This is a genomic window from Sphingobium sp. WR1 (assembly GCF_059693745.1).
Genome location: NZ_JCATID010000025.1, coordinates 1 through 25,933 on the forward strand (window position 1 = coordinate 1; position 25,933 = coordinate 25,933).

Genomic DNA, 25,933 nt, shown 5'->3' on the forward strand with positions numbered 1-25,933 from the left:
CACTCCCCCCGGCATGTAACACGATGGCCTGGTTTTACGCCGCCGAATGGCCGACTTTTGCTCCGCCGTTGACACGTTCGCTGCATTCCCGCCTATCGTGACCAGGGCGGTCGTCCTGTCGCTCGCTGCGCTGCTCGCGGGCGCGATATAGGGGGATGGCTGGTGGAGAATGGCTGGGCGCTTGACTATCCGCGCTACAGCAGCGGCGCCTACCACACCGCCGAACAGGGCGCCCATCGCCGCCGGGCCGGCGTCTGGGCCGGGACTGTCACGCCGCCATGGGAGTGGCGCGGCTCGCGCGAGGTTGCGCGGCGCGAGGCCCCATCACCGCCGCCCAATCCCCGTTGCGCGCTCAAGGGCAACATCAGTGCGGACGGGAGCCGGATCGTTCACGCGCCCGGCCAACGCGACTATGCCGCCGTCAGGATCGACACCGCGCGGGGCGAACGCTGGTTCTGTTCGCTTGCGGAGGCCCGTCGTGCCGGTTGGCGTCCAGCAGCGCGCTGATCGATCCACGGGCGCGGCCAGATAAGAAGGCCCGGCGGATCGCTCCGCCGAGCCTGCTGCGTTCCGACCAGAGCCATCACAGTGTCCCGTTACGTTGGACGCGCACCGCAACATCCCCGCCGTTCGTGAACGGGCAGTTCGGTCCCAGTGCTGGGTCTGGCATCCCGCGTCATAGCGTTTTCTCCCTGCTGCCAGGTCCAAGTTCGTGGAAAAGGCGTCCGCACCACCCTCACGCCCGTTGCGTTGTCTGCCCCGTCGCGGCTGCCGCTGCGTGATGGCGTATGGCGGCGATGAAGCAGCGGCCCCAGTTGCGAAGATATGTGCCGAAAGGTCTGGGCGGTCGGGTGCGCGAGGTCGGAGCGGGTTAGTCTCTTCGATTGAGGCGTCCTTTCGGCTTGGCGCCACTGTGCGAGAGCTGCCTTCGTTCGCGGTCATCACCGTCATGCGTCGATCGAGGGTTCGTTCCCTCCGACTGGCGAATCCCTAAGTCCGTTCCATTTCCGCCAGCAACCCCGGCGGCGCCGGACCGAGTTGCCGCTGCGCGGCTGCCCGCACCACTCCGGGCCTATGGGGTCAGGCCGCCGCCTGAGGGCGGCGATGCAGACGGCTCTGGACGGCCTTCACCCGGGCTTCGTCGGAGGGACGGTCCCTCGGACTCGAAGCAACGGAGATACATCATGCAGAACATCGTCATCCTCGCCGGCAACATCGGCGCTGAGCCGGAAAGCCGCAGCACCCAGGGCGGAACTAACATCACCAGCTTTCGCCTCGCGACCTCGCGTCCCCGCTACGCGGACGGCAAGGCGCTTCGCGACGACCAGGGCCGCCGCCTCCAGGACACCGAATGGCACCGCATCACCGCATTCAACGGCCTCGGCAAGACGGTTCAGGCCCATTGCACCACGGGCATGAAGGTTCTGGTTCGCGGCCGCATCCACTACACGGAATGGAACGATCAGCAGGGGGTGAAACGCTACGGCTGCGAGATCATTGCCGAGACGATCGACTTCCTCAGTCGGGGCAGGCCCGCCCAGGACAATGGCGGCGACGCCGGCAGCGGCAGCTATGACACGGACGATGACATCCCGTTCTGATCAGAACGCAGCAGGCCCGGCGGAGCGATCCGCCGGGCCTTTTTTCGTGCCGACGCCCGTGGGGTTTGGGCCGCGACGCTGACACCGCCATCACATGCTTCCAGAGGCTCCGGGGTCAGCGCGAGATCCGAGGTGATCGCGAATGGAGCGCTCTGTTCAACCTCGCGGCCGAGACCGTAGAAATGGACGGAAGATCCGAGGCAGAGCGACGATTATCGGGACGGACATCACGCTCGCTTCGCCGCCGGCGCCATCCCCGCTCTCATTTGGCTCTTTCCTTGGTCCGGCCCAAGGCCTGACGCCATCAACCCGTAAAGGGTCCGCTACGCTTCGCGTGCGGCCTTCAGGCTGCGCCTGCGCGGTGATTGCGGCCATGCGCCCGACACTTCGGGAGCCTGTCGAGCGGGGATGGCCCCCGCGACGAAAGACAGGAGCCCAAAAATGTCCACGTCGCTCAAAACCGTATCAGCCTATGCCTGGAGCCTCGCCCGCAGCCTCATGGTCAATATCATCGTGTTCCGCACCGAAGCCGGTCTTTTCAGCGCGATGCCGGCCAGCGAATGGGACGGCGACTCGGCTAGCATCGTTCGCGAGTTTGATCCCTTCGCCTGGTGAGGCGAATGCGGGGCCGCTGGTCGGCCCCGCTTTCCTGAAACCCTGAAGCGCGCTTTCGCGTAGATACGCAGATACGTATTTACGATTCCCTAGTATATTGGGTGGCCATGGGCTAGGCAGAGCGGCGACGTCCCCCGCATGAGCCTGCGGGAGATCGTCGCCACGAATTTGCGTCAAATGCGTCATGCCAAGAGCCTGTCGCAGGAGGAGCTTGCCGATCGTGCAGGTGTCAACCGCAACTATATCGGAATGCTGGAGCGTGAAGAACACGCCGCGACGGTCGATATGCTCGAACGCATCGCCGCGATACTCGAAGTCGATCCCATCGAATTCTTCCGCAAGGCAGATTGATCTTCCAGCGGTATTGTCGTCGGGCCAGGTGGGACGGGCACCATCTCGTTTCCGAGTTCGCGCCCCCGACGCGATGAGTGCGCTGAGACGCGGCGGCTTTCTCCATTATCCCCTGGACAGGATAATCTCACCCCGACGACCGAAGAACTGGCGCTCTGGGCGCCGAGCGGGCCGCTGAAAATGGCGATCCCCGATTTCGATGACCGCCCGCCGCAATCCTCGCGCGTGACCCGCTACGACGAACGCCATTTCGTCACCTATCTGCGAATGCTCGAAGCGGACGAGGAAGGCGCGCATTGGCTTGAAATCGTCCGCATAATCTTCGATCTCGACCCTGTTCGCGAGCCGCAGCGGGCATGGGGCGTCTATGAAAGCCATCTCGCCAGGGCCAGGTGGATGACCGAGATCGGCTACCTCGATCTCCTGCAGGGAAGGCCTCGATAAACCGAGCTGTTTGAAGGTTCGAAGTTATTCGAATCCCAGGTCAACTCCATCGCGCACCCGGCCCTTCCAGCGGACATCAGCGCGGGCAAGCTCTTCGACTGTCCTGAGATAGGGGCAACAGGGAGAGGTGCGATGCCAACTGCCAGCGATTGGCGGTCGCAAGCGATTGCCGCGGAAACCGCCGATCTCGATTATGCCGATTTCGCGCAGGAATTCCTGCGGCACAACAAGGAATACCGGCGGCAATACGCTCGATATGCCGCGCGCAGGAACGGCGCTTCATCAAAGGAGACCCTCAGCACGGGCTTTGCCCGGCGCTGGGGGTTGGTGTTTTCCGATCGATCCCGATGTTTCCGCCGCAGTGTCTCCTGCGCTCTGGCGGCCTGAGGTCGCCCCCGGGACCGTTGCCCTGGCGCCTCCGCCGCGTGGCCTGGAGATCAGGGGACGGTTTGCACCAGAACGATTGGGCCTGATCCTCGCCGATCATAGTGATGAGCGCGGTCGGCATCTCGTCATCGACGACCCTGGCGGTCGCTTGCGACTGTGGCTCGCTGAACCGAATCTGGAAGTCGAGCCGGCCATAGTTCTCACCCCCGACCGCGACTATACTTTGCGGCGTTCGGTCGCTGATCGTCTGGCCCTCCGACTGCAGGGCGTCGCAGGCGGGCGCGTACCCACAGCTTTCCGGCCGACAGACTTCCAGCGCATGAGACTGACATTTCTTCTGCATCTGCTGGGCCTCCTCGCGACGGGCCTCAGCACCCGCGAACTGGCCGATGCCGCCGTCTATCCTGAGCTTGGCCTACATGGTTCGGACTGGCGCGCGGCCAATGAACGCCGACAGGTTCAGCGCCTTCGCGACGAGGCGCTCCGGCTCAGCGAGAGCGGATATCTGGATCTCCTGCGCGGGCGCTGATCGACCAGGGCCAGTGCGACATTTTCCTTGGCCTGATTTTCCCCTCTCTCCCGGCGCAAGCAGATTACGCCAGCCTTGTCTCCGCCACTACGCGCTCGCCCCACGCGGCCTGCGCTTCGACGGAGACCGACAATGCAGCCCAATCCCCCAGATGATGCGCCACGCTTTCTGAGAACCCCCGATGCCGCGAAGCGTCTAGGCCTCTCGCCGCGCACGCTGGAGAAACATCGCTGCTTCGGCACCGGCCCCATCTACCACAAGCTCGGTGGCCGCATCGTCTACACGGTCGCCGACATCGACGACTGGGCAGCGGCCGGGATGCGCCGGTCAACGTCCGATCCGGGACCGGGCATCGCCACCACGAGACGGCCTGCGAATGCCGGGCGTGGACGGTAATCCGTGACAGCCAAAGGCTTCACTTCCCGGCAGCTTGACCTGTTCCGTCCGATCGCCGGAGATATCGCCCCGCGTGACGCCCAGGATCTGATGAGCTGGCCCTTCTTCTCGCTCGCCAAGAGCAAGCGGGTCGCACCGATCCTGTTCCGCATGGGCGATGTCTCGATCCATGTCGAAGCGACACCCGAACATGGGATGGCGACCATCTGGGACGCCGATATCCTGATCTGGGCGGCAAGCCAGATTGTCGAGGCGCATGATGCGGGGCTGCCGACCTCCCGCCTCATCGCCGCGACGCCCTATGACATCCTGACCTTCACCCGGCGCGGCACCGGCAAGGCGAGCTATGAGCGGCTGCGCGCCGGGCTCGACCGGCTTCAGTCGACCACGATCGCTACCAGCATCCGTCAAACCACCCAGCGCAGGCGCCATCGCTTCTCCTGGATCAATGAGTGGCGTGAGCGTCTCGATGGCCAGGGTCGCGCGCTCGGCATCGAGATGATCGTCCCCGACTGGTTCTATGCCGGGGTGCTGGATCACGCGCTCGTCCTCACCATCGACCGAGCCTATTTCAACCTGACCGGCGGCCTGGAACGCTGGCTCTATCGTATCTGCCGCAAGCATGGCGGGCGTCAGGAACATGGGTGGAGCTTCGACGTCGCCCACCTTCACCTGAAGTCGGGCGTCCTCTCGCCGCTCAAGCGCTTCAGCTTCGAGCTGCGAGATATCGTCCGCCGCCAGCCGCTGCCCGGATACCGGCTGACACTCACCTTCGAACTCGGCCGTCAGCGGCTGAACTTCGCTCCGCTCCCCATCGATCCGCTCGACGCCGCCATGCGGCGAATGGGCTACCCGCCTGTGGATAAGTTGCCATGAGACACGGACTATCAGGAACCGCGACTATCGGACGATCGGGAACCCGATCCTCGGACTATCAGGAACCGAAACCGGGCTTAACACCTTGGAATCGTTTTCCGATTCTGCCCCTTAACATTGCTAACTCTGAATCCTACGGATTCATACTAACGAACTGCGCGCCAGTGGACGAAACGCGATGATCGTCGCGCTGCTCAATCAGAAGGGCGGCGTCGGCAAGACGACGCTGGCGCTCCATCTGGCTGGCCAGTGGGCTGTGACAGGCAAGCGTGTCCTGCTGATCGATGCCGATCCGCAGGGCTCTGCGCTCGACTGGGCGCAGGAGCGTGCATCGCAAGGCTTGCCACGGCTGTTCAGCGTGGTCGGTCTCGCACGCGACACGCTGCATCACGAGGCGCCGGAACTGGCCCGTGGTGTCGACCATGTGGTGATCGACGGACCGCCGCGCGTCGCAGGGCTGCTTCGCTCGGCTCTGCTGGCCGCCGATCTCGTTCTCATGCCGGTACAGCCATCCCCCCTCGATGGCTGGGCGTCAGCCGAGATGCTGGCCTTGCTCGATCAGGCACGCATCTTCAAACCCGCGATCGCGGCGCGGTTCATTCTGAACCGCTATCCCGCGCGCACGCTGATCGGGCGGGCCACTGCCGACAGTCTCGAAGCCCATGATCCGCCTCTGCTGTCGGCCCATGTCGGCCAGCGGGTGATCTTCGCCGATGCGCTGCGAGCCGGGCGCCTCGCGTCCGAAATGGACGCGGACAGCATCGCTACGCGCGAAATCTCCGCATTGGCGCAGCAGGTCGAGAACCTGCTGTCATGAGCGGTCCGGTCAAACCGCCCAGGCGTTTCGTCGCCCGGCCACGCGGCGTCGAAGCCTGGGTGTCCGCCGGCGAAGGGGAACGGACAACGTCGCCGTCACGCAGCGCGAACACCGCGCGCCTCACCATCGACGTGACGCCGGAACTGCGGAAACGGCTCAAGCTTGCCGCGCTCCAGCGCGGGCTGACGCTGGCCGATCTGGTGCGGGCCATGCTGGCCGAAGCCTTCCCGGCGGAAGACCAGGAGCGCGCGCCATGATCGCTGTCCGCGATGATCGCACCCGCGTCGAGCTGCTGTGGATCGAAAAGAAGATCGAGCACTGGATACGCTTCGGCCGCCCTGTCGAGGATCAGATACTCGACCGGCGCCGGCGCCGCCTGGGCTTCGCTCCCGACAGCATATTCGCTTTCGTGCGCTGGGCGTCGAACGACTACGGCACCGTCGTTTCTCGCATCGACATCCTGCGCGCGGTCCTGCCGGGCGAGCCCTATCAGACCGTGCCTGGTGTCGATCCGGGCGGTGACATTCTGCTGCGGGCTTCCGGCTGGCCCAAGGTTCAGCGTGTGTTCGAAGCGATCGACGCGGTGGACGCCCTCGAAATCGATCCCGCCGACGTCGCCCCGGACCATTGGCGCCACGTCCACAATCGCCTCGCCGCCCGCGAAACGCCGCGTCCCTACACGCTGGAGCGCCATCGCGCCTGGCTCGCCCGCAAAGGCTCCTTGCAATGACCTATCCCTGGAAAACGCTCGCGGCGGCCGTCGCCGCGGTCAATCTCATCGCGATCTCCATGTGGATCGATCCGCCGCCGCGACTGATCTGGAACGCCAGTCCGAGCGTTCCGATCGGCTTCTACCGCGTGCGCGTCGGCGACCCCGTATCGCGCGGCGATCTTGCTGTCGTCGCGCCGCCACCGGCCATTGCCTTGTTCCTCGACAAGGGCGGATATCTGCCGCTCGGTCTGCCGCTCATCAAGCGCGTCGCGGCTCTTCCCAGACAGACGGTTTGCCGAACCGGCGACACGATCAGCATCGACGGTGATGCAGTTGCCGTGGCGCAAAGAACGGATCGATTGGGGCGTGAATTGCCGGTCTGGACGGGATGCCGGACGCTCGCAGCCGACCAGCTTTTTTTCCTCAATGCCGATCGCGAGGACAGCCTCGACGGCCGCTATTTCGGACCACTTCCCGCAGCAACCGTGATCGGGCGGGCGACGCCCATGTGAGCGTTCGCCGTGCCGCGAAATTCATTCCACCCCGCCAAGCAAAGGAGACTGGCAATGCAACCCAATATCTTCAAACCCACCGATGAGGGCTATAAGGGCCGCATCCGGTTGTTCGGCATCGACGAGATTGTCACGCTTGTTCCCGCCGAACCGAGCGATGCAGACAAGGCGCCGGATTTCCGCGTGCTGCTCGACGACGGACATGGCCCGAGAGTTGGCGCCGCGTGGAAGGATGTCGGCGAACGCGCTGGCGACTATGTCTCGCTGGAGATCGAAAGCCCGCTGTTCGCGGGCCAGACTCTGCGCGCGCATCTCTTCCGCACCGACGACGAGGGCTCGGCGTTCCGCCTGTCGGTAAGCCGTCACCGTGTCCGCGAAGACCGGAGCTGATCCGGTGCGCCCGAGCTGCTGCAAATCGCGCCGCCGGGCGCTGTCGCTGGCGCTGCTCGCATGTCTTGCGAGCGCGCCGGCGATGGCCATAGCGGGCGGCGAAACCACCGCGGCGCGGTCGCCATCCGCGGTAACGCCGATCGCCACCCATGTGGCCGAGGCAGCCCGCCGCTTCGGCATCCCGGAGCGCTGGATACGGGCGGTCATGCGCGTCGAAAGCGCCGGCGATGTGACCGCGATCTCGCACGCTGGAGCCATGGGTCTGATGCAAATCATGCCCGGGACCTGGGCGGAGCTTCGCACGCGCTATCGCCTCGGCCGCGATCCCTACGAGCCCCGCGACAACATCATCGCGGGCACGGCTTATCTTCGTGAGTTGTATGATCGTTACGGCAATTCGACGGCAATGCTGGCAGCCTATAACGCCGGCCCAGGACGCTATGATGAGCATCTGGCGACGGGCCGGGCGCTACCGCGGGAGACGCGCGCCTATCTCGCCATGCTCGCGCCGATGGTCGGCGGACCGCCCGCTCGCGCGCTCGCGAGCGCGCCCGCCGATGCGCTGGCCTGGACCCACGCGCCGCTCTTTTCGCGTCCGGTCCGCGTCCAGTCCACTACCGTGTCGACGTCATCCGGTTCGCCACCGGACGATGGTGAAGACGCACCAGATCCCGCGCCTCGCCAGCTCGAGGACAGCCTCTTCGTCCCTCTTTCCGGTCTGCACCCGTCATGACGGGCCCGCTCGCAGGCAGGCGTACTCAGGGGAGCAATGACGTCCTCTATCGAATAAGCGGCTGGGAACGCAGGAAGAACAGGGAGGCACGGCAAGATAAAAGGACCGCCAGCAGGCTCGGTCCATGTGGTTGGTTGGGCGGGCTTTTCTCGTATGGCTCCCGTTTCGGCCTGCCAGCTCGCTTTCCCGAAATCATCGACATTTCAGTAATTCCGCGTCTGGCACGCTATCGCGGCACCGGATTCCTCGCCCGATGAGCGGAGGCGACGATGAGTTTGAGGTCAGGCCGGGAAGTCCACGCGACGGCGGGGTAAAGGGGCGGCAGGCAAAGTCCTTTGTCGGACAGGTCATTCGCGCCGCCAACAAGGGCGGGCGTGGTGTTCGCACTCATGGCAATAACCGCAGAGGCGCCGTCGCGTCGCGCTTTGGGCGAGGCAGGGTAACGGTCGCACGACGTACCCGTCAGGCGACCGATCGGCGCGTCGTCGTCAAGATGCGCATCGTCCGGCACCAGGGCGTCAAATATCGGGCAGCGCCCATTGCCCGGCACGCCAGCTATCTCGAACGGGAAGGTGTTACCCGTGACGGGACAGCTGGTCGGCTTTTCGACGCTGTTGGGGATCAGGCAGATGGGAACGCCTTCGCAGAACGCTGCGAGGACGATCGCCACCATTTTCGTATCATAATCTCGCCGGAGGATGCGAGAGAGATGGAGGACCTGCGCGCCTTTACCCGCGAGATGATGGCGGACGCGCAACGCGATCTCGGCACCTCGCTCGATTGGGTGGGGGTCGATCATTGGAACACCGATGATCCCCATATTCATGTGCTGGTTCGCGGCCGCGTAGATGATGGGCGCGACCTTGTGCTGAGCCGAGATTATATCCGCGAGGGCTTCCGAAGTCGCGCCGAGGATCGCGTGACCCTCGAATTGGGACCGCGCACCCAGCGTGAGATTCAGGCCGGACTCGCCCGCGAGGTACAGGCTGATCGCTGGACCAGCCTTGATCGCACGTTGAGGGATATCGCCGATCGCCATGGCGGCATTGTCGATCTGCGCCCGGACCCCACCGGGCATTCATCTGAGAATCGACATCTCCTTGTTGGCCGCGCGCAGAAGCTGGAGGCCATGGGTCTGGTCGATCCGCTCGGTCCCGCAGCCTGGACCATAAAGCCCGGATTGGAAGATACGCTCCGCTATCTCGGCGTTCGCGGCGATATCATCAAGACGATGCACAAGGCGATGGCCAGAGAAACGCCGAATCCGGACGTGTCGCGCTTTGCAATTCATCATGGCCCGCCGGTCGATGCCGTCGTGGGGCGTCTCGTCGATCGCGGGTTGTACGACGAACTCAAAGGCAGCGCCTATGCCGTTGTCGATGGCGTTGACGGTCGCACCCATCATCTTCGGTTCGAAGATATTGATATGACTGGAGACGGGAAGTCCGGCGCCATTGTCGAGCTACGCTCGTGGGAAGATGGCAGGGGGCAGCAACGCCACTCGCTCGCGACCCGATCGGACCTTTCGCTTGGCGAACAGATCACGTCCGATGGCGCGACCTGGCTCGATCGCAATCTCATCGCAAGCGAGCAGCCTGTTTTGGGTGGCGGGTTCGGCGCGGAAGTCGCCGCTGCCATGGAGTCGCGCACCGACCATCTGGTCAATGAGGGGTTGGCGCAGCGGCGGGGTAGCCGCGTCATATTCGCTCGCGCGCTAATCCAGACGCTCAAGGACCGGGAGATGTTGCACGTCAAAACCGACCTCGTGGACCGCACCGGGCTCGCGCCGCTGCCATCGAAACCCGGAGACCATGTCGCGGGCGTCTATCGGCAGCGAGTGACGCTTGCCTCAGGCCGGTTCGCGATGATCGACAATGGGCTGGGATTCCAACTCGTCCCTTGGCGGCCGGCACTCGAACAGCATCTTGGGCAGCATGTCTCTGGCACGATGACCCCAGGTGGCGGAGTGGACTGGTCGTTTGGGCGGCAGCGCGGATTGGGCTTGTGACCACACGACCAGTTTCGCCGACATAGCCGCCATTCCGAGGTTAAAACCCGATCCTTGAAGACGGCCGTACTTTCACCTCTCGTGGGCGACCTAAATGGCCGTTTGCGGACAGACCTCCTTCGTATGCGCACTTCACCAACGGTGCGAGCAAAGTCCGCTTCGAGGACGATGGCGCGAGCCGCTACTGGGCCCAAATTACCTTGAACTCGGCGCCAAGCCCATTGCAGCTACGCCAGGCGCTGGCGAGCAGCGTGTTCAGCTGATCGAGGCGCAGCCGGTTTACGCCAGTCTTGGCGGTATCGGCATTCGCCCGTGCGGCTTCCGTAACATGCGGCTGCACCACGACGACGCGCCGGACATAGTCGTCGCCGAGATTTTCGATCGCTTCCACGAGCGCATCTTTCGCGATAGGTTCGCCGTCCTTCCACCAATAGTTCGTTGCGCGCACCGCTTGCGAGAGGCCTTTGGCAAGCGCCTGTTTGTCGAGCCACTGGAGGTTCTTTATCGCCTGACCAGTAACGACCTCGTAGGCCGCGACAGAGAGTTTACGGCCGGTCGTGTCGCTCTTTGCCCCCTTCACATGGATGAGCGACAGAATTGGTTTTGCGCCGCTGACATCGAGATGGATGAAATCCGCCTTTTCATTCGCGCCATCGTCGCAGGCGAGCCATCCCTTGTGCGTATTCTGGACCCAGCAGAATAGGCTCTTTCCCTCGCCGATCTTGGTGAGATCATGCGGTTTTTCTTGTTTTACGGCATAGCCGCTGAAGTCCACTGCTTCGAAATGCGAGAAGGTAATCCGGGGCATTCTTAGGGCATAGACCTGCCGGTCGGACACACTGTGCCCGCTGTCATAGCGGATGTTTACGCCGACGCCGCGCCCGAGCAGCGTTTTGATGCGGTTGAAGGCGTCATCGTCGACACCGGCCGGCTTCGGATCGGAAACCTTGAACTTCACCTTGCCGTCGCGCGTGACGCTGACCTCGAGGCTCAGCGTCCCAATGACGCTGCCGTTGATCTCGACGCTTACGGACAGATTCGAACCATCAGCGGCTTCGACGACAAGGCTGGAGGCGATCACCAGCGCGGCATCGGCATTGACCGTATCCGCATCCTCGTCGCCATCGTCGAGCATGTCGGGCGGCAGGATCGACAGATCATATCCGCCTTTGACCTGTGCAGGGTCGAGCGCCTGCACCGGGGTTGCGAGAAAGCGGAATGGCTCGGCGGTTCCTTGCTTCGCGGCCGCGACAGCATTGATGAGCAGCGCCGCCGAAGCGGCAAACCCTTCGATCGAATTTGCCTTGCCGAGCCAGACCCGCGAGGCCTTGGGCGACACGCCCACGGTGACCTCCAGCGCGGCATTGCGCGAACGCGCGGCCGACCAGTAGAAGCTCTGGTCATCAAAGGGGTCGAGCGAATAGTCCAGATCCTGTCCGGCAAGGATCTTGGCATCGGCCTTCGTGGCACTTCTCCGGTGAACGCCCGACAGCCACAGGGTCCGCGCCTGGCCATTCTCCAGAAATGCCGCGGCCATGGTTGAACGGGATATCGGCGAGAGCCAGGTCAGGGGTGCGTCCGCATCGACGTCCCCGATCAGTGCTGCGCGCAGCGGCCCTTTGATCTTGGAGTCGCTGATATGGAGCGCCAGATGGCCCTTGCGCACAAGTGCGATGACGAGATGGTGCTGGACATCGACGAACTCCGCGGAGCCAGTCCAGGCAGGCTTGAGCGTGCGCTTGTACCACATCGCCTGCAAGCGGACACTCGCGTGCTGAAGCTCGGGCAATCGCGTGAAATCCGACGTGGCCGGTTGCTCCTCGGCCGCGCAGATCGCCTCGATATCGGCGAGACAGCGTTCGAGCTGGTCGGCGACAGGAACTCCCGCTGCCTTGGCGAGCGTAAGGGAAATGAATGGAGTGAGGGCAGCGTGAAAGCCGGCGGCACCGCCGTCTCCCTGCCCTCCATCGATTGCGTCAGCCATTTCCTACTCTCCTGCCAGGCGTGAATGCGTATCCAACCAAGACTGCTTCCACCGCGCGAGCGGAGATGATCTGCTGCACGCCCTCGGACCCCGTCATGCCTGGCGGCGAAACCCTGACGCCGTGCAGACCCCGGCCGATCGAGGCGTAGGCGCGGATCATGGTTCCACCTCATAGTCGGCCGGAATATTGGGTGCCCATTGGCCGAGCTGCTCCTTTCGCTCGGCAACCGAGCCATGGAGTCGAGCACCGTTCGGAAGACGCCGTCGCTCGAAGAGGGGGAGACTGATGCCGAACAGCGACGGGCGCGACGAGCCTGCGGGCTTTCGGCGCGGCACGAATTCGAGGATCGACCAGGCAAAGGTCATGGTCTCGTGAGCGCTGCCGAGCGCGTTCGGTGCGACATATTTGGCTCCCTCTTTGTTGCCCATCACGATCGCGTTGACGCTCTGCTGGCGGATGCGCAGGTCGCAGAGTTTCGCGCGTCCGATCATCCACAGAAGCGGCACCTTGCACAGGGCGCTGTCGGCCTCCGGATAACCGCCGCCGACGTCGCCATGGCCGCCGGCGAACCAGACCTCGCTCACGTCCTGAGGCTGGGCCGCGGCATTGTTGAAGGGGTTGCCCCAATATTCCTGATCGCCTGGCCAGAGCTGTGGGCGGAACATCGTTCGCTTTTCATCGATCGCGACAGCATGGGATACCGATTGAACGCTGGTATTGCGGCTAGAGAACGCGTGCGACTTGAGGCGCAGGCCCTTTCGTCCGCTCTCGATCACCGATCCGACGGTGTCGAACAAGCCGAGCATTCGGATCGGCGGCCGGTCGGGATCGAGAATGCGTTCGTAGAGGCGGACCTCGGCAAAAGCCTCCTGCTTCTCATCCTCCCCGATCGACTTGTAAGCTCGATACACATAGTCAAGCAGATTGAGATTGCGCGGCTCGATCAAGCCGACAGCATGGATGAACCCGGCCAGCACGCGCGCGGAATACGCGCCGCGGCTGAACCCGAAGATGAAGATCTGATCGCGTTCGACCGGATCTTCGCCCTTGCGCTTGCCGTTGTCGTAATTCTCGACGAGGAAGCGATAGGCCTCTTTCACGTTCTGATCGAGCCCCCAGCCCGTCGCGAGACCCCAGACCTCATGCGCCTTGCGCCAGAAGCGCGACCAGGCCCCTTCCGCGCCGAACGTTCCAACGCCCGGATCATAATAGACAAGCTGCTCGGCGTCCTTCGCCAGAACGCCATACAGGCGCAGAATGTTGGTACGGTCGCGCTTGATCTCGTTCGATGTGCCGTCCAGCAGGATGACGATGTTCTTCGGCATGCCCGTGCCCCCCTATTGCCGCACTAGTCAGGGACGACTGCGCTGGCGAGCGCACACCGCGTTCCCTGGATCCCAAAATCTGGTCTGGACCGGCCACACGTCCGTTGCGCGCGCCTCGATCAGACGCGGCCCTCCGTCCCCTCGCCAGTTGTCCACCGCATTGCAGGCGCGACCGAAATCCCGACCCCGCGATACTAATGTAAAGACGGTACGCGACATAGGCCACTTGGCGGAAGCATTGCAGGGCCGGGTATCATCCGTCTGGTTCGACCGCCCGCGCCTCACCTCGTCGTCGTTGTCCCATCCGTTGATCCAGACCACGAAATCCGTTCGCAGGCTGGGTACGGGATCGCCTGTCGCAGGCGGTTCCTCGCCACTTGCGAATTCGGCAGTCCGGATTCGCCACCGTCGATCATCATCTACATTCCTCGGTAGGACTCATGCTACGTCGGCGGCAGCGCGGATGGGAGGCAGCGAGATCGACGGGCGATAGGAACCGCTGCGCTGGCCCTCGAAATCAAACTCGTAGAGCCGGACGACACCCATCGCTGGCTGGCGCTGGCCGAGAAAGAAGGTGAAGGCATTGGGAGCCGCCACGAACAGATGGATCACACGCGGTCCATTGCCGCGCGCTCGGCGAATCTCGGCGGCCGCAGCTTCGGCGAGCATGAACGCATGGCGCCCGCAGGTGACAGAACGCGCGCCGGGGCCGCCGCGGGGCCGACAGACGAGGATGCGGCCGACTTCGGGCAGCGCATCCTTCGTATAGGTTTCAACTGCCCCGGCGATATCATGCGTCAGCCCGACCGCAACCGCCAGGTCGGGTTTGTCCGGATCGACCTCGACAAGCTGCATCTCAAGCGTCGGCCACGCGTCGTCGGCGTCGGTGTCGTCGGGCGACCAAATGCGCCGATCGGTCGTTCGCTGCTCCAGCTCGATAGCGCGACCTGACTTGATGTTGAGCACCGACCCAGCGGCAAAGGCGAGCGTAACATGCGCGTCGAGCGCAAGGCGTAGCCGGTCGGACTTAGCGGCGGCGGCCAGGAGGAAGGCCGACAACGCCGGATAGAGCTTGTCCGCCCAATCCTCATCATTGCGGATATGCCGTTCGTCGAATTCGGGTGTGAGGTCGAGCACCTCTACACATCGATCCTCGAGCCGGTCGATCGGATGCTCGAACGATTTGACCCCATGAACCGCCACGACCGGCTTAGCCGCGTCCAGCAGGCCTTCCCGGTCGCAGGCTGCGCGGAAGGAGCTTCGGTCGAATTCCAATCTTCCTTGGCCCATCCATTGGAAGACCAGATCGTCATAGGGAAAGGCGCTCTGATGGACAGGAATGCGGCGCAACCCGACATAGGAGAAGAGGAGGTCGAGGGTTTCGCGCAGATCATCGAGCGAATCGGTGGCTTCGCCGAACGCAAGCGTGCCGGCCAACAGGCGGAGCCCGTTTTCGTCCAGCCCGAGATGCTCGCGCCAGGCCTTGCGAATCGCGCCGGTCTTGCTGTTGTCCGTTGCTGTTCCGAACAGCCGCTCGAGGCGGAGGGCACCGGACCGGGTGCCGATAATTTCGCGCAGCGGATCGGCGCGATCGATGCGCCAGTTGGTAAGCAGCTTGAAGCGGATACCGACGCCGGCCGGCGCATGGGCACACTGCGCGACATGGGCGCGCTGGAGCAGCGATTTGGCGTTCGCGTTGATAAACTCGGGATCGATCAGTTGGCCGTAACCATAACTGTCGGGCGTCACATGCCATTTGCACTGGATATGTTCGCGCAGCAGCGGCGCGCCATTCTGATCGACGGGGCTGCGACGTGGATCGTAGTCGACCCATATATCGTCGAAGCTCTTGGGGCCGAGTTCGAACCCGACCTTGACCACGGGACTCTCGGCGTCGAGCAGGCGCGCGGCGCGAAGCCAGAACAGGCGCGCCTGAAATGTGTCGCCATCGCGCCGGACAGTCACCGCCTGCGTCACCGGATATCTCCCGCAGGGGTTCCCATCACGACGCGGAGTCCCGAAACGGCGGCGTCGGCAGTATCGACCGCGCTACCGCCAGGGCACTCGCCCCGTCGACCGCCCGCGACGGATAGGCATCGAGCACGATCGAAGGCAGGAGGCGCTGGGTAAGGTCGGAAAAGGTGAAACCAAAATCGCGTCCGCGTTGTGGTCCGGTAGCCGTCACGAGCGCGTCGATATGCCCGTTCTGCAGCCCGAGCGGCGCAAGCCGCGAAGAGAGGACATAACGACGCTGTTCCTCGTTCGGCCGCGTGAATTCGAGCACGTCTGCGGCGCGGCGCCGAACTGCCGGATCGAGCGCACTCAGCCGATTGGTGCACATGATGACGGCGGCGGGAAGCTTTTCGTTGGCGAGACGGTCGATGCCGCGGATGAAGGCGTTGACGCCCGCGCGGTCCTCGTGATGCATTTGTGCGGCCTCGCGCGACTGGGCAAGCGCATCGGCTTCGTCGACGAGCAGGATGACACCGCCCCTTGCGCGTCCAGAGCTTGACTTGAGCTTCCTTGCTTCGGCGACCGCATGGTCGAACGCCGCCGAGAGCAGTTGGGTCATTTCGCCGACACGCCCCTGGCCCCGTGTCGAAAGGCTGAGGGGCAGCAGCGTGATGTCGATATCTTCCTGACGGGCTACGGCGTCGCCGATCGTCTCGGCGAGTTCGGTCTTGCCCGAGCCGACGTCGCCAGCGAGAATTACGAGCGGCGGCCGCCGCAGCACTGTGTCGAGCAGGAGCTGCGCGCCGGGGTGATGCTTGTTTGCCCAGCGCTCGAGTCCGGCCGGGTTGACCAGCAGGCCGAGGATCTTGGTCAGCCGCAGCTTCTGGTCGTCGAGCCCGACGAGCCGTGCAAGCCGCGTCTGCGGATCGACATCGGGATAGGTGATGCGGCGTTCGAACAGCTCGTCGAGACCTGGCTTGGTCTGCATCAATAGCTCCTTACGCTTGCGCGGCCCAGCGCCTGGCCGCCGGCTGAATAAGTTCGATCCTGTTCGAGATAGCCGGTGATGCCGGGCTCGCTGCCACCGGAGCGGTAGAAGGGTAGCGTCTTCTTGAACGCATCCCGCTGTGCGCTGTCGAGCCGGTTCCAGGCCGCGGAATAGGTCAGATAGCTGTGGAACGAGGCGCCCGAGATATCAGCCCAAGGGCGAACCTTCCCGGGATCGTCGTCGTCATCGGCCGTACCCCCAGCGAGATCACGCGCGGTGTAGCGCAGCGTCGGTTCGATCCAGTTCTCATTGCGGCGGAAGCCATAGCTGACGGTGCCGAGATAGCCGGCCTTGAGCAGGGCGACGACTTCCGCCTCATAGTCGGCGATGTCGCTGTCGCTGGGCTTGCCATAGTGGCGCTGCATGCGTTTAAGATCGGCCGCGACCTTGGCGGCAATATGGCGGGCGTGGGTGATGGTGAACGCGGTGGATTCGGTGATCGCGTAGCTGCTTGCCATGATCGTTACACCTGAAAGGAGGGGCCAAAGACCATCTGCCAATAGCGGACGGTCTCCTGCTTGGTGGGGGCGTAGAGTGCGGCGTCGATCGCATCGCCCGCATCGAGCGCTGCCTCGACGATCGCGTCGGCGTTGGCGGAGGTATACAGCCGGCTGACGTTGTTCAGCTCGTTCACCGGGTCGATGATCTGGACCGTCTCGCTGAAGCTGCCGACCCGCGACGCCGGGTAATAGTCGGTGAACAGGATTTTCTCGCGCAAGCGGCTCCTGGCGACATAGCCGAAGAAATGCTGGAGCGCGTCGGGGTAGTCCGAGAGGTCCAGCCCCTGATCGCAGAGCTTGGCCATGATCATCTCGATCATGAAGGACTTGAAGCGGAACCCGTCCTGCTCGTTCTTCATGCGCCGTGCCCAGAATTTGACCAGGCGAACCACCTGCGCGAAGTGCTTCTCCTGCGCCTTCTTGCGCTTCGAGCAGAAATCGAGGTGGAGCGGGATGCTGGTCTTGAGGAATGACCCGTCATCCTGGCTGACGAGATTGCCATACCAGTTCGGATCGCCATCATAGAGGATCGGCACCACGTCCACATCGAGACCTGAGCCGCGAAACGAGACCGTGACGCTATAGGTTTGCGGCTGGACCTGATCCGCGCTGAAATTGGGGAATGCCTTGCGGAGCCGTTCTGCGAGATATTCGAGCAACTCGGAAATCTGATGCGGCGCCTCGGCGCCGCTCACATAGCAGGCGACGTCGATATCGTTCAGCGAGCGCAGCGCCGTGCCCTTTGCGAGGCTGCCCGACAGCTGCATCCGCTTCAATGTGAAACTGGGGTGCTCATCAAGGTAGGTTTCGAGCCGTTCGCGCAACCGCCGTGCCTGCGCGCGATATTCGTCGGCCTTGTCCTTGGGCAGGTTGACCTTGTCTTGGGCGAACGCCGCGATCTCGCGGTGATCGACATGCTGGCGTGACACACTCGCCTCCTTTCGCCGCGGGAATCGCGGACTTCAACGTCCAGCACATATATAGTAGCTAGAAAATAGCTATTCAAGGGGTGGTAATTGGCTATTTCCAATTGACATCCTATGGAAGATTCCCTATCTGAACCAAGGACGATGGAGGTGAAGATGATGGCGAAGCGAACCATGACGCTGAACCTCACCGACGCCGAGATGCGCGCGCTGGACGACTTGTCCGCACGCAAGGATCTGACAAAGACGGCGGTGCTTCGGCAGGCTCTACGCCTGTACCAAGCGGTGGAGGCGCGCGTCGAAAAGGGCGAGAAGCTCGTTTTCGAGAATGAAAGCACGCGCGAGAAGGCCGAGCTGATGTTGCTCTGATGGTTGAGATTTCGACCATCTACCTTCTGGATTCGGCAAGCGGCGATGCTGTCGAGGCCGAGTTGCGGGATGCCATCGAAGAAGCTCAGTTGATCGACTGGCAGACGCGATGGCAGCCCGCGCTCATCGACATATTGCGCGATCTCGCCAAACGCGGCGTGCCCATGAGCGATTGGCCGCAGAACTGGCACTGGGATTGGCGCAGGAAGACCGCGGGCGTTCAGGGATTGCTCGCCTTCAAGGGCTTCAGCGTCATTGCCGGCGGGGAAACCCAAGGCCTTGCTCAGGTCAATCTGACCGGCACCGGACGTGAGCCCTCGCATGCGGGTAAGCCACTCGTCTACGTAGACTATCTCGAGGTCGCCCCGTGGAATCGGCCGGATCTCGGGTTCGCGCCGAGGCTGCGCGGCGTTGGATCGACACTGCTGACCGCGGCCGTAGCGCTCAGCGAGGACGAGGGCTTCAAGGGCCGGATCGGCTTGCATTCGCTTCCGCAGGCGGATGACTTTTATCGCAAGTGCGGGATGACCGAGATCGGACCCGATCCCGCCTATCAGGATTTGATATACTTCGAGATGACCGCTGAGCGGGCCAGGGCGTTCCTCGAAGAGGAGTGACGACGATGAGGATAGAACGGAGCAAGGAATGGTGGCTGGGACGGGCGCGGCGCGAAGGCGACGCGTTCATTGGCGCCGGCTTGCTGGCGGCAGACCCGATGCCGGATGATCGCGCCGCGCCAGCCGTTGCCGCGCCCGAGGAAAGTCGCATCGCGTTCGGCAAGTTCGTCAACATGATGCGCCGTCGGCGGGGCTATTCGATCGAGCAGCTCGCCGATGCAGCCAGAGTGGATGCAAGCGAGCTTCTCATCATCGAAGATGACGTTCATTATGTGCCTGGACCACGAACGGTCTTTCAGTTGGCGCAGCTGTTCGAAGTGCCGCAACCGCGCCTGATGCAGCTTGCCGGCCTGGCTGCGGCCAACGATGACAGCTTGCGCGAGGAAGCCGTTCGGTTTGCCGCGCGGTCAGAGGCGGTGCATAAGCTGACGCGCGAGGAGAGTGCGGCGCTCGAAGCTTTCGTAGCGGTGCTGAGCAAAAAGGGGCCATTGCATCCGACGTGAAGAACATACGGCTCGATCACCGCACGGTTCAGGATATCGACGATCAGGTCGCCAAGGTGCTCAGGGGCCTTGGCAATCCCCAACCACCCATAGACCTTCGTTTGGTGCGCGAGCTGCTCAAGCTCGATCGCGGCTACTATAGCACGACCGACGACAGCCTTCTTCGCGAGACATTCTCGCGCATGATGGTTGCCGGAATCCAGGTGCTCAAGCGCCCCACGATCCTGAAGGATGCCGTGCGCACACTGAGTCTCAAGGCGCTGTATCTGCCGGACCAGAAGCGCATCCTGATCGATCAGGATTTGCCCAAGCTCAAGCATCGCTGGAACGAGGCGCACGAGATCGGCCACGACATCATTCCCTGGCACGTCGGCATGATGCTTGGCGACACTGAACAGACGCTCACCCCAAGTTGCCACGAGATCATGGAAGCCGAAGCCAATTATGCGGCCGGCCAAATGCTTTTCCTCGCGTCACGCTTCGAGGCAGAAGCGCGATCGGAATCGCCGACGCTGGACCTCGTGCGTCGGCTAAGCGGAAATTTTGGAAACACCATGACCTCCACATTGTGGAGGCTTGCCGAGCAGGCGCACGGCAATATTCCCATGGTGGCGCTGGTCACAGGTCATCCACATCCGGCCAGACGCAAGGCCACCTTCGATCCGGCTAACCCCTGCCGCTACTGCATCCAATCTCCACCTTTCAGCGACCGCTTCGGGGCCATCACCGAGGCTCAGCTATTCGCTGCCACGGTCGGCTACGCCGGCGCGCAAAAGGGCGGGCCGCTGGGCGATGACGAAGTCGTGCTGATCGACCGAAATGGCGATCGCCATGCCTTTCGCTTCGAGACCTTCTTCAACGGGCATGAGGCATTGACCCTCGGTATTTGGCTTCGAGCCATTCCGAGCGCGGTTTCTGTCACAAGATAACTTGCCTGCTAGAGGCAGGCATCACCCCCGTTTGCAGAACCTTGATTGGAGTGAACCGTTGGCTGCTTTCCGGCTTGTGACTCAAAGCCCGGTCGGTCGCCAACGTACATTGCCGACATGATGCCATTGCAGCAACAATGCCCGGTTTCAGGTGAATTGATTGCTAAGCCTAACGACCAAGATTGGGGTGCGTGCTGACCCGCCGGATCGCTGGCGATAATGTCCGCTATCCCGAATTGCGATCCTGAAAGGAGCCTTTCCGGAGTGTCCGACATTTACGCCATCGCTTCTATTCCTACGCCGCCATTTCTATTACGTCGACATTCTTCCCCACCCCCTTTTAATCGTGAGATTATAATCCCGACTTTCTGACTTTTGGCCGGAAAGGAGAGGATGTGTCTGCGACCAAGATCCTGTGGGGACAGATATTCGCTGTCTTTACAATCGTGTTGGTGTCCGTCTGGTCTGCGACGCAGTGGACCGCCGCAGCCCTTGCTCATCAGCCCCAACTCGGGCCGCCCTGGTTCAGCCTTGGCAACTGGCCTGTCTATCCGCCGCCCGCCTTCTTCTGGTGGTGGTTTTCCTTCGACGCTTATGCGCCCGACATCTTCCAGACTGGTGCGTACATCGCGGTATCAGGCGGATTCATCTCGATCGTAGTGGCCATCGGCATGTCGGTGTGGCGCGCCCGTGAGCTGAAGAATGCCGAGACCTACGGGTCAGCGCGCTGGGCGACCGAGAAGGAGGCGCGCGCTGCCGGACTGCTCGGCGATGATGGTGTTATCCTCGGCAAACTGGACAATGACTATCTGCGCCACGATGGGCCGGAGCATATTCTCTGCTTCGCACCGACCCGTTCGGGCAAAGGCGTCGGGTTGGTCGTGCCGAGCCTGCTGACCTGGCCGGGTAGCTGCATCGTTCATGACATCAAGGGCGAGAATTGGGGGCTGACAGCAGGCTTCCGCAGCCGGTTCGGCAAGGTGCTGCTGTTCGACCCGACCAATGCGGCGAGTGCAGCCTACAACCCCTTACTCGAAGTGCGCCGGGGCGAATGGGAAGTCCGCGACGTTCAGAACATCGCCGACATATTGGTCGACCCGGAAGGCTCGCTGGAAAAACGCAACCACTGGGAAAAGACCAGCCACGCGCTTCTGGTAGGCGCCATCCTCCATGTCCTCTATGCCGAGCCGGACAAAACTCTGGCCGGCGTGGCTAACTTCCTTAGCGATCCGGGCCGCCCGATCGAGACCACGCTGCGCGCGATGATGCTAACCCCGCATCTGGGTGAAGCGGGCGTGCATCCTGTCGTCGCCTCGGCGGCACGCGAACTGCTCAACAAGAGCGAGAATGAGCGGTCGGGGGTGCTCTCGACCGCGATGTCGTTCCTGGGTTTGTATCGAGATCCGGTCGTGGCGGCCGTCACGCGGCAATGCGACTGGAGGATAGCCGACCTGGTGATCGGACCGCATCCTGTCTCGCTCTATCTCGTGGTCCCGCCGTCCGATATCAACCGAACGAAGCCTTTGGTGCGGCTGATTCTCAATCAGATCGGCCGCAGACTGACCGAGGACCTGGCTTCGACCGCCAAACGCCAGCGATTGCTGCTGATGCTCGATGAATTTCCAGCACTCGGGAGGCTGGATTTCTTCGAGTCCGCTCTCGCCTTCATGGCGGGCTACGGCATGAAATCCTTCTTGATCGCACAGTCGCTCAACCAGATCGAGAAGGCCTATGGCGTCAATCACTCGATCCTCGACAATTGCCATGTCCGCGTGTCGTTCGCCACGAATGATGAGCGGACCGCCAAACGTGTCTCCGATGCACTTGGCACGGCGACTGAGATGCGGGCGATGAAGAACTATGCCGGCCATCGGCTTTCGCCCTGGCTCGGCCATTTGATGGTCTCGCGATCCGAGACCGCGCGCCAGCTTCTCACGCCGGGCGAGATCATGCAGCTTCCCCCTGACGATGAGATCGTCATGGTGGCAGGCACGCCGCCGGTGCGGGCGAAGAAAGCGCGATATTTCACCGATCCTCGCCTCACACGCCGCCTGCTGCCAGCGCCAAAGCCCCGGCGCAGCCCACGGCCGCCACGTCCAGACGACTGGACCGGTATCGAACCGCCGCCGCAGCCGGACAATCCGCCGCCCGGTCAATCCGGCGGTACGGCGGTCAAACCTGAGACGCCTGAAAGCGATGACGCCAATGCCAATATCCGCCGTGAGCCAGGCCTTCCCGACCATGAGGAAGTGGTGCGTGAGGCGCCGCCGCCAGCAAATGAATTCGACTTCGATGAGCCGGATACCGCCAGCGAGGAGGCAACCACCCAGCGCCGGATGCACCGCGTTGCCCGCATCGCAAGTCTCGATCCCGGCGATGGCATCGAACTTTGACAGGGAGATAATCAGACCATGCGCGTCAAGCGAACCTATCGTCTGCCGCCTGATCTCGTCGATCAAATCGAGGATTATGCCGCTCGCAAGCGTGTGCCCCAGACCCAGATACTCGAAGCGGCGCTTCTCTCATTTCTGTCTCCAGACGGGCCTGAGCGCCTGGAGGCCGCACTGGCAAGGCGCCTCGATCGCCTGTCGCGGCAACTGGAGCGGGCTGAGCAGAATATCACCATCTCCAATGAGGCGATCGCCCTGTTCGTTCGCTTCTGGCTCACCACGACTCCGCCCCTGCCCGACACCGGACAGGCTGCTGCCAAGGCCAGCGGCAGTGAACGCTATAAGGGTTTCATTGAGGCTCTGGGCCGCCGCGTCGAAATGGGATCGAGCCTGGCGCGTGAGCTGAGTGAGGACCGGCCAGCGACAGAGGACCGAACCTTTGCCGATTAACGTAGCAGGCGGCTGGAATGCCCCTGATCCGTCAGCAGTTTGACGGCTTTCTTGTCGAACGAGACGAAGGTTTCTCCGCCAAGCCAGTTGCCTTCATAGGCGATCACGCCGTCCGCAAAGTCTCCGCCGGCGTCGAGGAGCGTGAGGCCAGCTTCCACCGCAGGACGATTCACGACGACATTCCGTGTGTCGAGTAGGCGGCGTATGGCCGATGCGATATCCTCTCGCGAAACATCATAGGCGCGGGCCAGCACCCAGGAGAATTCGCAGAGCGATTGCAGGCTTATCGCAACGATGTCGGCCCGATCCATAACATCGACAGCGCGGCTGGCCTGCTCGGCATCATCCCCGACGAAGGCACGCAGCAGTACATTGGTATCAGCCGTGATCTTCACGGTTGACCAAGTCCGGCATCAGCTCCGCCGGCAGCGATCGCGTCTTCAATCTCTTTGATCGAAAGCTTCCGCCCATTGGTTTTGGATTTCAGAAAGCCGTGCAGATCCCGGAACGAGCCAGCGGGCTTATCCGCCTTGAGTTCCGCTCGTCCGTCGGGGAGCAGATCGAGATGAATCCGCTCGCCGGGTCGAATGCCCAGATGCTGAAGAATTTCCTTTCGGAATGTCACCTGGCCCCGAGCCGTCACAGTGAGCGTGATCACCACCTGTCTCCTTCTAGATAAGAAAATAATGCAAAATTGCATTATTTTCAAGACGCGGTGTGGTCAGGCTCCGCGATTCGGGTGGCGCAGTGGTCTTGGAATATGATCCGAGACGGGAGCTCGCCACTTGGATGATCCTCCCGGCATACGCCCGGCTTTCTATTGCTTCGACGCTCTACGCTAAACGCAAATTGTTGTTGCGATAGCCTTTTTTCTGTCTCTTCTAACTGTCCCCATGGCCTCGTGCGGCGTGTGCGCACAGGCAATCAGGGGACAGGCATTGGCGATCTACAGCCTAAAATCGGAGAGTTCGCTGCGCGGCGCGCGGATGCTACGGACCGCGCTCGGCCCCGCGATCGCAGGCTGGCTCGCCGATCCCAAAACGGTCGAAGTGATGCTGAACCCGGATGGCCGCCTCTGGCTGGACCGGCTGGGAGAAGGACTTTCCGACACCGGCGAAACACTCGCACCGACGGACGGAGAACGGATTATCCGTCTCGTCGCCCATCATGTCGGCGCCGAGGTCCATGCCGGCGCCCCGCGCGTTTCGGCCGAGCTGCCGGAAAGCGGGGAACGGTTTGAAGGCTTGCTGCCGCCAGTTGTCGCCGGACCAGCCTTCGCGATCCGCAAGCCCGCCGTCGCTGTTTTCACCCTTGATGATTATGTCGCTGACGGCATCCTGACCCGCTTGCAGGCCTCCGCGCTTCGCATCGCAATCGCCGACAAGGCGAACATCCTGGTGGCCGGAGGCACCGGCACAGGCAAGACCACACTCACCAATGCGCTCCTTGCCGAAATCGCCGGGACCGGCGACCGGGTGGTGCTGATCGAGGATACGCGCGAACTCCAGTGCAGCGCGCCCAATCTGGTGGCGATGCGGACGAAGGATGGCGTCGCCAGCCTGTCGGATCTCGTACGCTCCTCCTTGCGTCTGCGCCCCGATCGGATTCCGATCGGCGAAGTGCGCGGCGCCGAGGCGCTCGATCTTCTGAAAGCCTGGGGCACGGGTCATCCGGGCGGCGTCGGCACGATCCACGCCGGCAGCGCGATCGGCGCGTTGCGCCGGATGGAACAGCTCATCCAAGAAGCGGTGGTGACGGTGCCGCGCGCCCTGATCGCCGAGACCATCGATTTTGTCGCGGTGCTGGTGCGCGATGGCCATGGACGCCGCCTCTCCGAACTGGCCCGCGTCGATGGTCTCAATGCCGCCGGCGAATATGCGCTGCGCCAGCTTCCGGGGCCCCTCGACCCCATCCGCACGACGGAAAAATCCCCAATTCCCACAACAGGAGACCGCACATGAAGCGCTCGCTTTCCCAAATTCGCAGTACCGCAAACACGGCCATCATCGGCGTGTTCGTCGCGCTCGCCATGTCGAGCGCCGCCAAGGCTTCCGGTTCTTCCATGCCATGGGAAGCGCCGCTGCAATCGATCCTCCAGTCGATCGAAGGGCCGGTGGCGAAGATCGTCGCAGTGATCATAATTATCGTGACCGGCCTGACGCTGGCGTTCGGCGATACCAATGGCGGGTTCCGCCGTCTGATCCAGATCGTCTTCGGTCTCTCGATCGCTTTTGCCGCCAGCTCCTTCTTCCTCTCCTTCTTCAGCTTCGGTGGCGGGGCCGTCATCTGATGCAGGGCGGCGGCTATGAGGTCGCGGGCTTCTATGCCCCCGTCCACCGGGCGCTGACCGAGCCGATCCTGCTCGGCAGCGCTCCGCGTACGCTCGCCATCGCGAATGGCACGCTCGCGGCCGCGATCGGCCTCGGCCTCCAGCTCTGGACCGCCGGCGGCGTCTTCTGGCTCGTCGGTCATCTCGCCGCCGTCTGGGCTGCCCGGCGCGACGCGCAGTTCGCCGACGTTGCCCGCCGCCACCTTCGATATCCCGCCTTTTTGCGCGTCTGACGAGG

The 25,933-nt window shown here is 63.0% G+C and carries 33 protein-coding genes; 25 read left to right on the forward strand and 8 right to left on the reverse strand.

From position 1 onward, the window contains the following. The first annotated feature begins 162 nt into the window (after positions 1 to 162). The 16 genes from AC58EF_RS22650 (at position 163) to AC58EF_RS22725 (ending at position 10,371) form a co-directional block, all read left to right on the forward strand. Positions 163 to 507: a sunset domain-containing protein gene (locus tag AC58EF_RS22650; protein ID WP_497278801.1), complete on the forward strand. Its 345-nt coding sequence runs from the start codon at positions 163 to 165 to the stop codon at positions 505 to 507. Positions 508 to 1,184: 677 nt separating this feature from the next. Next, the gene (locus AC58EF_RS22655) at positions 1,185 to 1,601 is read left to right on the forward strand and encodes a single-stranded DNA-binding protein (RefSeq protein WP_317152332.1); all 417 of its coding nucleotides are present in this window, start codon (positions 1,185 to 1,187) and stop codon (positions 1,599 to 1,601) included. 441 nt (positions 1,602 to 2,042) lie between these two features. Further along, positions 2,043 to 2,216, forward strand: a complete 174-nt coding sequence (locus AC58EF_RS22660; protein ID WP_015460458.1) for a hypothetical protein — start codon at positions 2,043 to 2,045, stop codon at positions 2,214 to 2,216. Positions 2,217 to 2,354: 138 nt separating this feature from the next. Next, complete coding sequence (locus tag AC58EF_RS22665) at positions 2,355 to 2,567, forward strand: helix-turn-helix domain-containing protein (protein WP_015460457.1); 213 nt, start codon at positions 2,355 to 2,357, stop codon at positions 2,565 to 2,567. Positions 2,568 to 2,747: 180 nt separating this feature from the next. Continuing rightward, complete coding sequence (locus tag AC58EF_RS22670; RefSeq protein ID WP_317152331.1) at positions 2,748 to 3,011, forward strand: DNA -binding domain-containing protein; 264 nt, start codon at positions 2,748 to 2,750, stop codon at positions 3,009 to 3,011. A gap of 132 nt (positions 3,012 to 3,143) precedes the next feature. Then, positions 3,144 to 3,398 (forward strand): transcriptional regulator domain-containing protein, encoded by a 255-nt coding sequence (locus tag AC58EF_RS22675; RefSeq protein ID WP_015460455.1) that lies wholly within the window; start codon positions 3,144 to 3,146, stop codon positions 3,396 to 3,398. Continuing rightward, on the forward strand, positions 3,373 to 3,927 hold the full coding sequence (locus AC58EF_RS22680) for a DNA -binding domain-containing protein (protein ID WP_497278804.1): 555 nt from the start codon (positions 3,373 to 3,375) through the stop codon (positions 3,925 to 3,927). The genes AC58EF_RS22675 and AC58EF_RS22680 overlap by 26 nt, the downstream gene beginning before the upstream one ends. Positions 3,928 to 4,059: 132 nt before the next feature. After that, on the forward strand, positions 4,060 to 4,323 hold the full coding sequence (locus AC58EF_RS22685; RefSeq protein WP_015460453.1) for a helix-turn-helix transcriptional regulator: 264 nt from the start codon (positions 4,060 to 4,062) through the stop codon (positions 4,321 to 4,323). A gap of 90 nt (positions 4,324 to 4,413) precedes the next feature. After that, positions 4,414 to 5,199, forward strand: a complete 786-nt coding sequence (locus AC58EF_RS22690; protein ID WP_236626927.1) for a replication initiator protein A — start codon at positions 4,414 to 4,416, stop codon at positions 5,197 to 5,199. Between the two features lie 178 nt (positions 5,200 to 5,377). Next, positions 5,378 to 6,016, forward strand: coding sequence for a ParA family partition ATPase (gene parA, locus AC58EF_RS22695; protein WP_317152329.1), 639 nt, complete (start codon positions 5,378 to 5,380; stop codon positions 6,014 to 6,016). Next, positions 6,013 to 6,273 carry a ribbon-helix-helix protein gene (locus AC58EF_RS22700; protein WP_015460450.1) on the forward strand — a complete coding sequence of 87 codons (261 nt, stop codon included), beginning with the start codon at positions 6,013 to 6,015 and terminating at the stop codon, positions 6,271 to 6,273. Before parA ends, AC58EF_RS22700 begins: the two co-directional genes overlap by 4 nt. Next, positions 6,270 to 6,746 (forward strand): DUF2840 domain-containing protein, encoded by a 477-nt coding sequence (locus AC58EF_RS22705; RefSeq protein WP_317152328.1) that lies wholly within the window; start codon positions 6,270 to 6,272, stop codon positions 6,744 to 6,746. Before AC58EF_RS22700 ends, AC58EF_RS22705 begins: the two co-directional genes overlap by 4 nt. Further along, entirely contained in the window at positions 6,743 to 7,240 is a 498-nt protein-coding gene (locus tag AC58EF_RS22710; RefSeq protein WP_317152327.1) for a S26 family signal peptidase, read from the forward strand. Before AC58EF_RS22705 ends, AC58EF_RS22710 begins: the two co-directional genes overlap by 4 nt. 54 nt (positions 7,241 to 7,294) lie before the next feature. Further along, positions 7,295 to 7,630 carry a DUF736 domain-containing protein gene (locus tag AC58EF_RS22715; RefSeq protein WP_317152326.1) on the forward strand — a complete coding sequence of 112 codons (336 nt, stop codon included), beginning with the start codon at positions 7,295 to 7,297 and terminating at the stop codon, positions 7,628 to 7,630. A gap of 82 nt (positions 7,631 to 7,712) precedes the next feature. Beyond that, a complete protein-coding gene (locus AC58EF_RS22720) occupies positions 7,713 to 8,363 on the forward strand; it encodes a lytic transglycosylase domain-containing protein (protein ID WP_317152325.1) in 651 nt (216 codons plus the stop codon). A 253-nt stretch (positions 8,364 to 8,616) separates the two neighbouring features. Further along, complete coding sequence (locus AC58EF_RS22725; RefSeq protein WP_449464994.1) at positions 8,617 to 10,371, forward strand: relaxase/mobilization nuclease domain-containing protein; 1,755 nt, start codon at positions 8,617 to 8,619, stop codon at positions 10,369 to 10,371. Positions 10,372 to 10,552: 181 nt separating this feature from the next. Here the strand turns inward: AC58EF_RS22725 and AC58EF_RS22730 are convergent, their stop codons facing one another. The 6 genes from AC58EF_RS22730 to AC58EF_RS22755 all read right to left on the reverse strand — a co-directional run bounded on the left by AC58EF_RS22730 (position 10,553) and on the right by AC58EF_RS22755 (position 18,111). After that, entirely contained in the window at positions 10,553 to 12,355 is a 1,803-nt protein-coding gene (locus AC58EF_RS22730; protein WP_317152322.1) for a hypothetical protein, read from the reverse strand. Positions 12,356 to 12,511: 156 nt separating this feature from the next. Next, positions 12,512 to 13,681: a T6SS phospholipase effector Tle1-like catalytic domain-containing protein gene (locus AC58EF_RS22735; protein ID WP_317152321.1), complete on the reverse strand. Its 1,170-nt coding sequence runs from the start codon at positions 13,679 to 13,681 to the stop codon at positions 12,512 to 12,514. Between the two features lie 438 nt (positions 13,682 to 14,119). Next, entirely contained in the window at positions 14,120 to 15,658 is a 1,539-nt protein-coding gene (locus AC58EF_RS22740; RefSeq protein ID WP_317152320.1) for an SAVED domain-containing protein, read from the reverse strand. Between the two features lie 25 nt (positions 15,659 to 15,683). After that, positions 15,684 to 16,622: an AAA family ATPase gene (locus tag AC58EF_RS22745; RefSeq protein WP_317152319.1), complete on the reverse strand. Its 939-nt coding sequence runs from the start codon at positions 16,620 to 16,622 to the stop codon at positions 15,684 to 15,686. After that, positions 16,622 to 17,140, reverse strand: coding sequence for an HORMA-1 domain-containing protein (locus AC58EF_RS22750; protein WP_317152318.1), 519 nt, complete (start codon positions 17,138 to 17,140; stop codon positions 16,622 to 16,624). The genes AC58EF_RS22745 and AC58EF_RS22750 overlap by 1 nt, the downstream gene beginning before the upstream one ends. A 5-nt stretch (positions 17,141 to 17,145) precedes the next feature. Further along, positions 17,146 to 18,111, reverse strand: a complete 966-nt coding sequence (locus AC58EF_RS22755; RefSeq protein WP_317152317.1) for a CBASS oligonucleotide cyclase — start codon at positions 18,109 to 18,111, stop codon at positions 17,146 to 17,148. Positions 18,112 to 18,252: 141 nt separating this feature from the next. On the opposite strand from AC58EF_RS22755, the gene AC58EF_RS22760 reads away from it, so the two are divergent. The 6 genes from AC58EF_RS22760 to AC58EF_RS22785 all read left to right on the forward strand — a co-directional run bounded on the left by AC58EF_RS22760 (position 18,253) and on the right by AC58EF_RS22785 (position 23,366). After that, positions 18,253 to 18,477 carry a transcriptional regulator gene (locus tag AC58EF_RS22760; RefSeq protein ID WP_497278808.1) on the forward strand — a complete coding sequence of 75 codons (225 nt, stop codon included), beginning with the start codon at positions 18,253 to 18,255 and terminating at the stop codon, positions 18,475 to 18,477. After that, entirely contained in the window at positions 18,477 to 19,094 is a 618-nt protein-coding gene (locus AC58EF_RS22765) for a GNAT family N-acetyltransferase (RefSeq protein WP_317152316.1), read from the forward strand. The genes AC58EF_RS22760 and AC58EF_RS22765 overlap by 1 nt, the downstream gene beginning before the upstream one ends. Positions 19,095 to 19,099: 5 nt before the next feature. Beyond that, positions 19,100 to 19,597 (forward strand): helix-turn-helix domain-containing protein, encoded by a 498-nt coding sequence (locus AC58EF_RS22770; RefSeq protein WP_317153963.1) that lies wholly within the window; start codon positions 19,100 to 19,102, stop codon positions 19,595 to 19,597. After that, entirely contained in the window at positions 19,594 to 20,526 is a 933-nt protein-coding gene (locus AC58EF_RS22775; protein WP_317152315.1) for an ImmA/IrrE family metallo-endopeptidase, read from the forward strand. Before AC58EF_RS22770 ends, AC58EF_RS22775 begins: the two co-directional genes overlap by 4 nt. 395 nt (positions 20,527 to 20,921) lie before the next feature. Further along, positions 20,922 to 22,919 (forward strand): conjugal transfer protein TraG, encoded by a 1,998-nt coding sequence (locus tag AC58EF_RS22780; protein WP_317152314.1) that lies wholly within the window; start codon positions 20,922 to 20,924, stop codon positions 22,917 to 22,919. Positions 22,920 to 22,937: 18 nt separating this feature from the next. Further along, entirely contained in the window at positions 22,938 to 23,366 is a 429-nt protein-coding gene (locus AC58EF_RS22785) for a CopG family transcriptional regulator (protein ID WP_317152313.1), read from the forward strand. Here the strand turns inward: AC58EF_RS22785 and AC58EF_RS22790 are convergent. After that, positions 23,363 to 23,761 (reverse strand): type II toxin-antitoxin system VapC family toxin, encoded by a 399-nt coding sequence (locus AC58EF_RS22790; RefSeq protein WP_317152312.1) that lies wholly within the window; start codon positions 23,759 to 23,761, stop codon positions 23,363 to 23,365. The two genes, AC58EF_RS22785 and AC58EF_RS22790, sit on opposite strands and share 4 nt — an antisense overlap. Next, entirely contained in the window at positions 23,758 to 24,024 is a 267-nt protein-coding gene (locus tag AC58EF_RS22795) for an AbrB/MazE/SpoVT family DNA-binding domain-containing protein (RefSeq protein ID WP_317152311.1), read from the reverse strand. Before AC58EF_RS22795 ends, AC58EF_RS22790 begins: the two co-directional genes overlap by 4 nt. Positions 24,025 to 24,304: 280 nt before the next feature. Between AC58EF_RS22795 and trbB the strand changes: the two genes are divergently transcribed. From trbB to AC58EF_RS22810, 3 genes are read left to right on the forward strand one after another with little or no spacing between them, the layout of a single operon-like run. Continuing rightward, a complete protein-coding gene (trbB, locus tag AC58EF_RS22800; RefSeq protein WP_317152310.1) occupies positions 24,305 to 25,327 on the forward strand; it encodes a P-type conjugative transfer ATPase TrbB in 1,023 nt (340 codons plus the stop codon). Further along, positions 25,324 to 25,656 (forward strand): TrbC/VirB2 family type IV secretion system protein, encoded by a 333-nt coding sequence (locus AC58EF_RS22805; RefSeq protein ID WP_317152309.1) that lies wholly within the window; start codon positions 25,324 to 25,326, stop codon positions 25,654 to 25,656. The genes trbB and AC58EF_RS22805 overlap by 4 nt, the downstream gene beginning before the upstream one ends. Further along, positions 25,656 to 25,928: a VirB3 family type IV secretion system protein gene (locus AC58EF_RS22810; RefSeq protein ID WP_317152308.1), complete on the forward strand. Its 273-nt coding sequence runs from the start codon at positions 25,656 to 25,658 to the stop codon at positions 25,926 to 25,928. The genes AC58EF_RS22805 and AC58EF_RS22810 overlap by 1 nt, the downstream gene beginning before the upstream one ends. Positions 25,929 to 25,933: the final 5 nt, after the last annotated feature.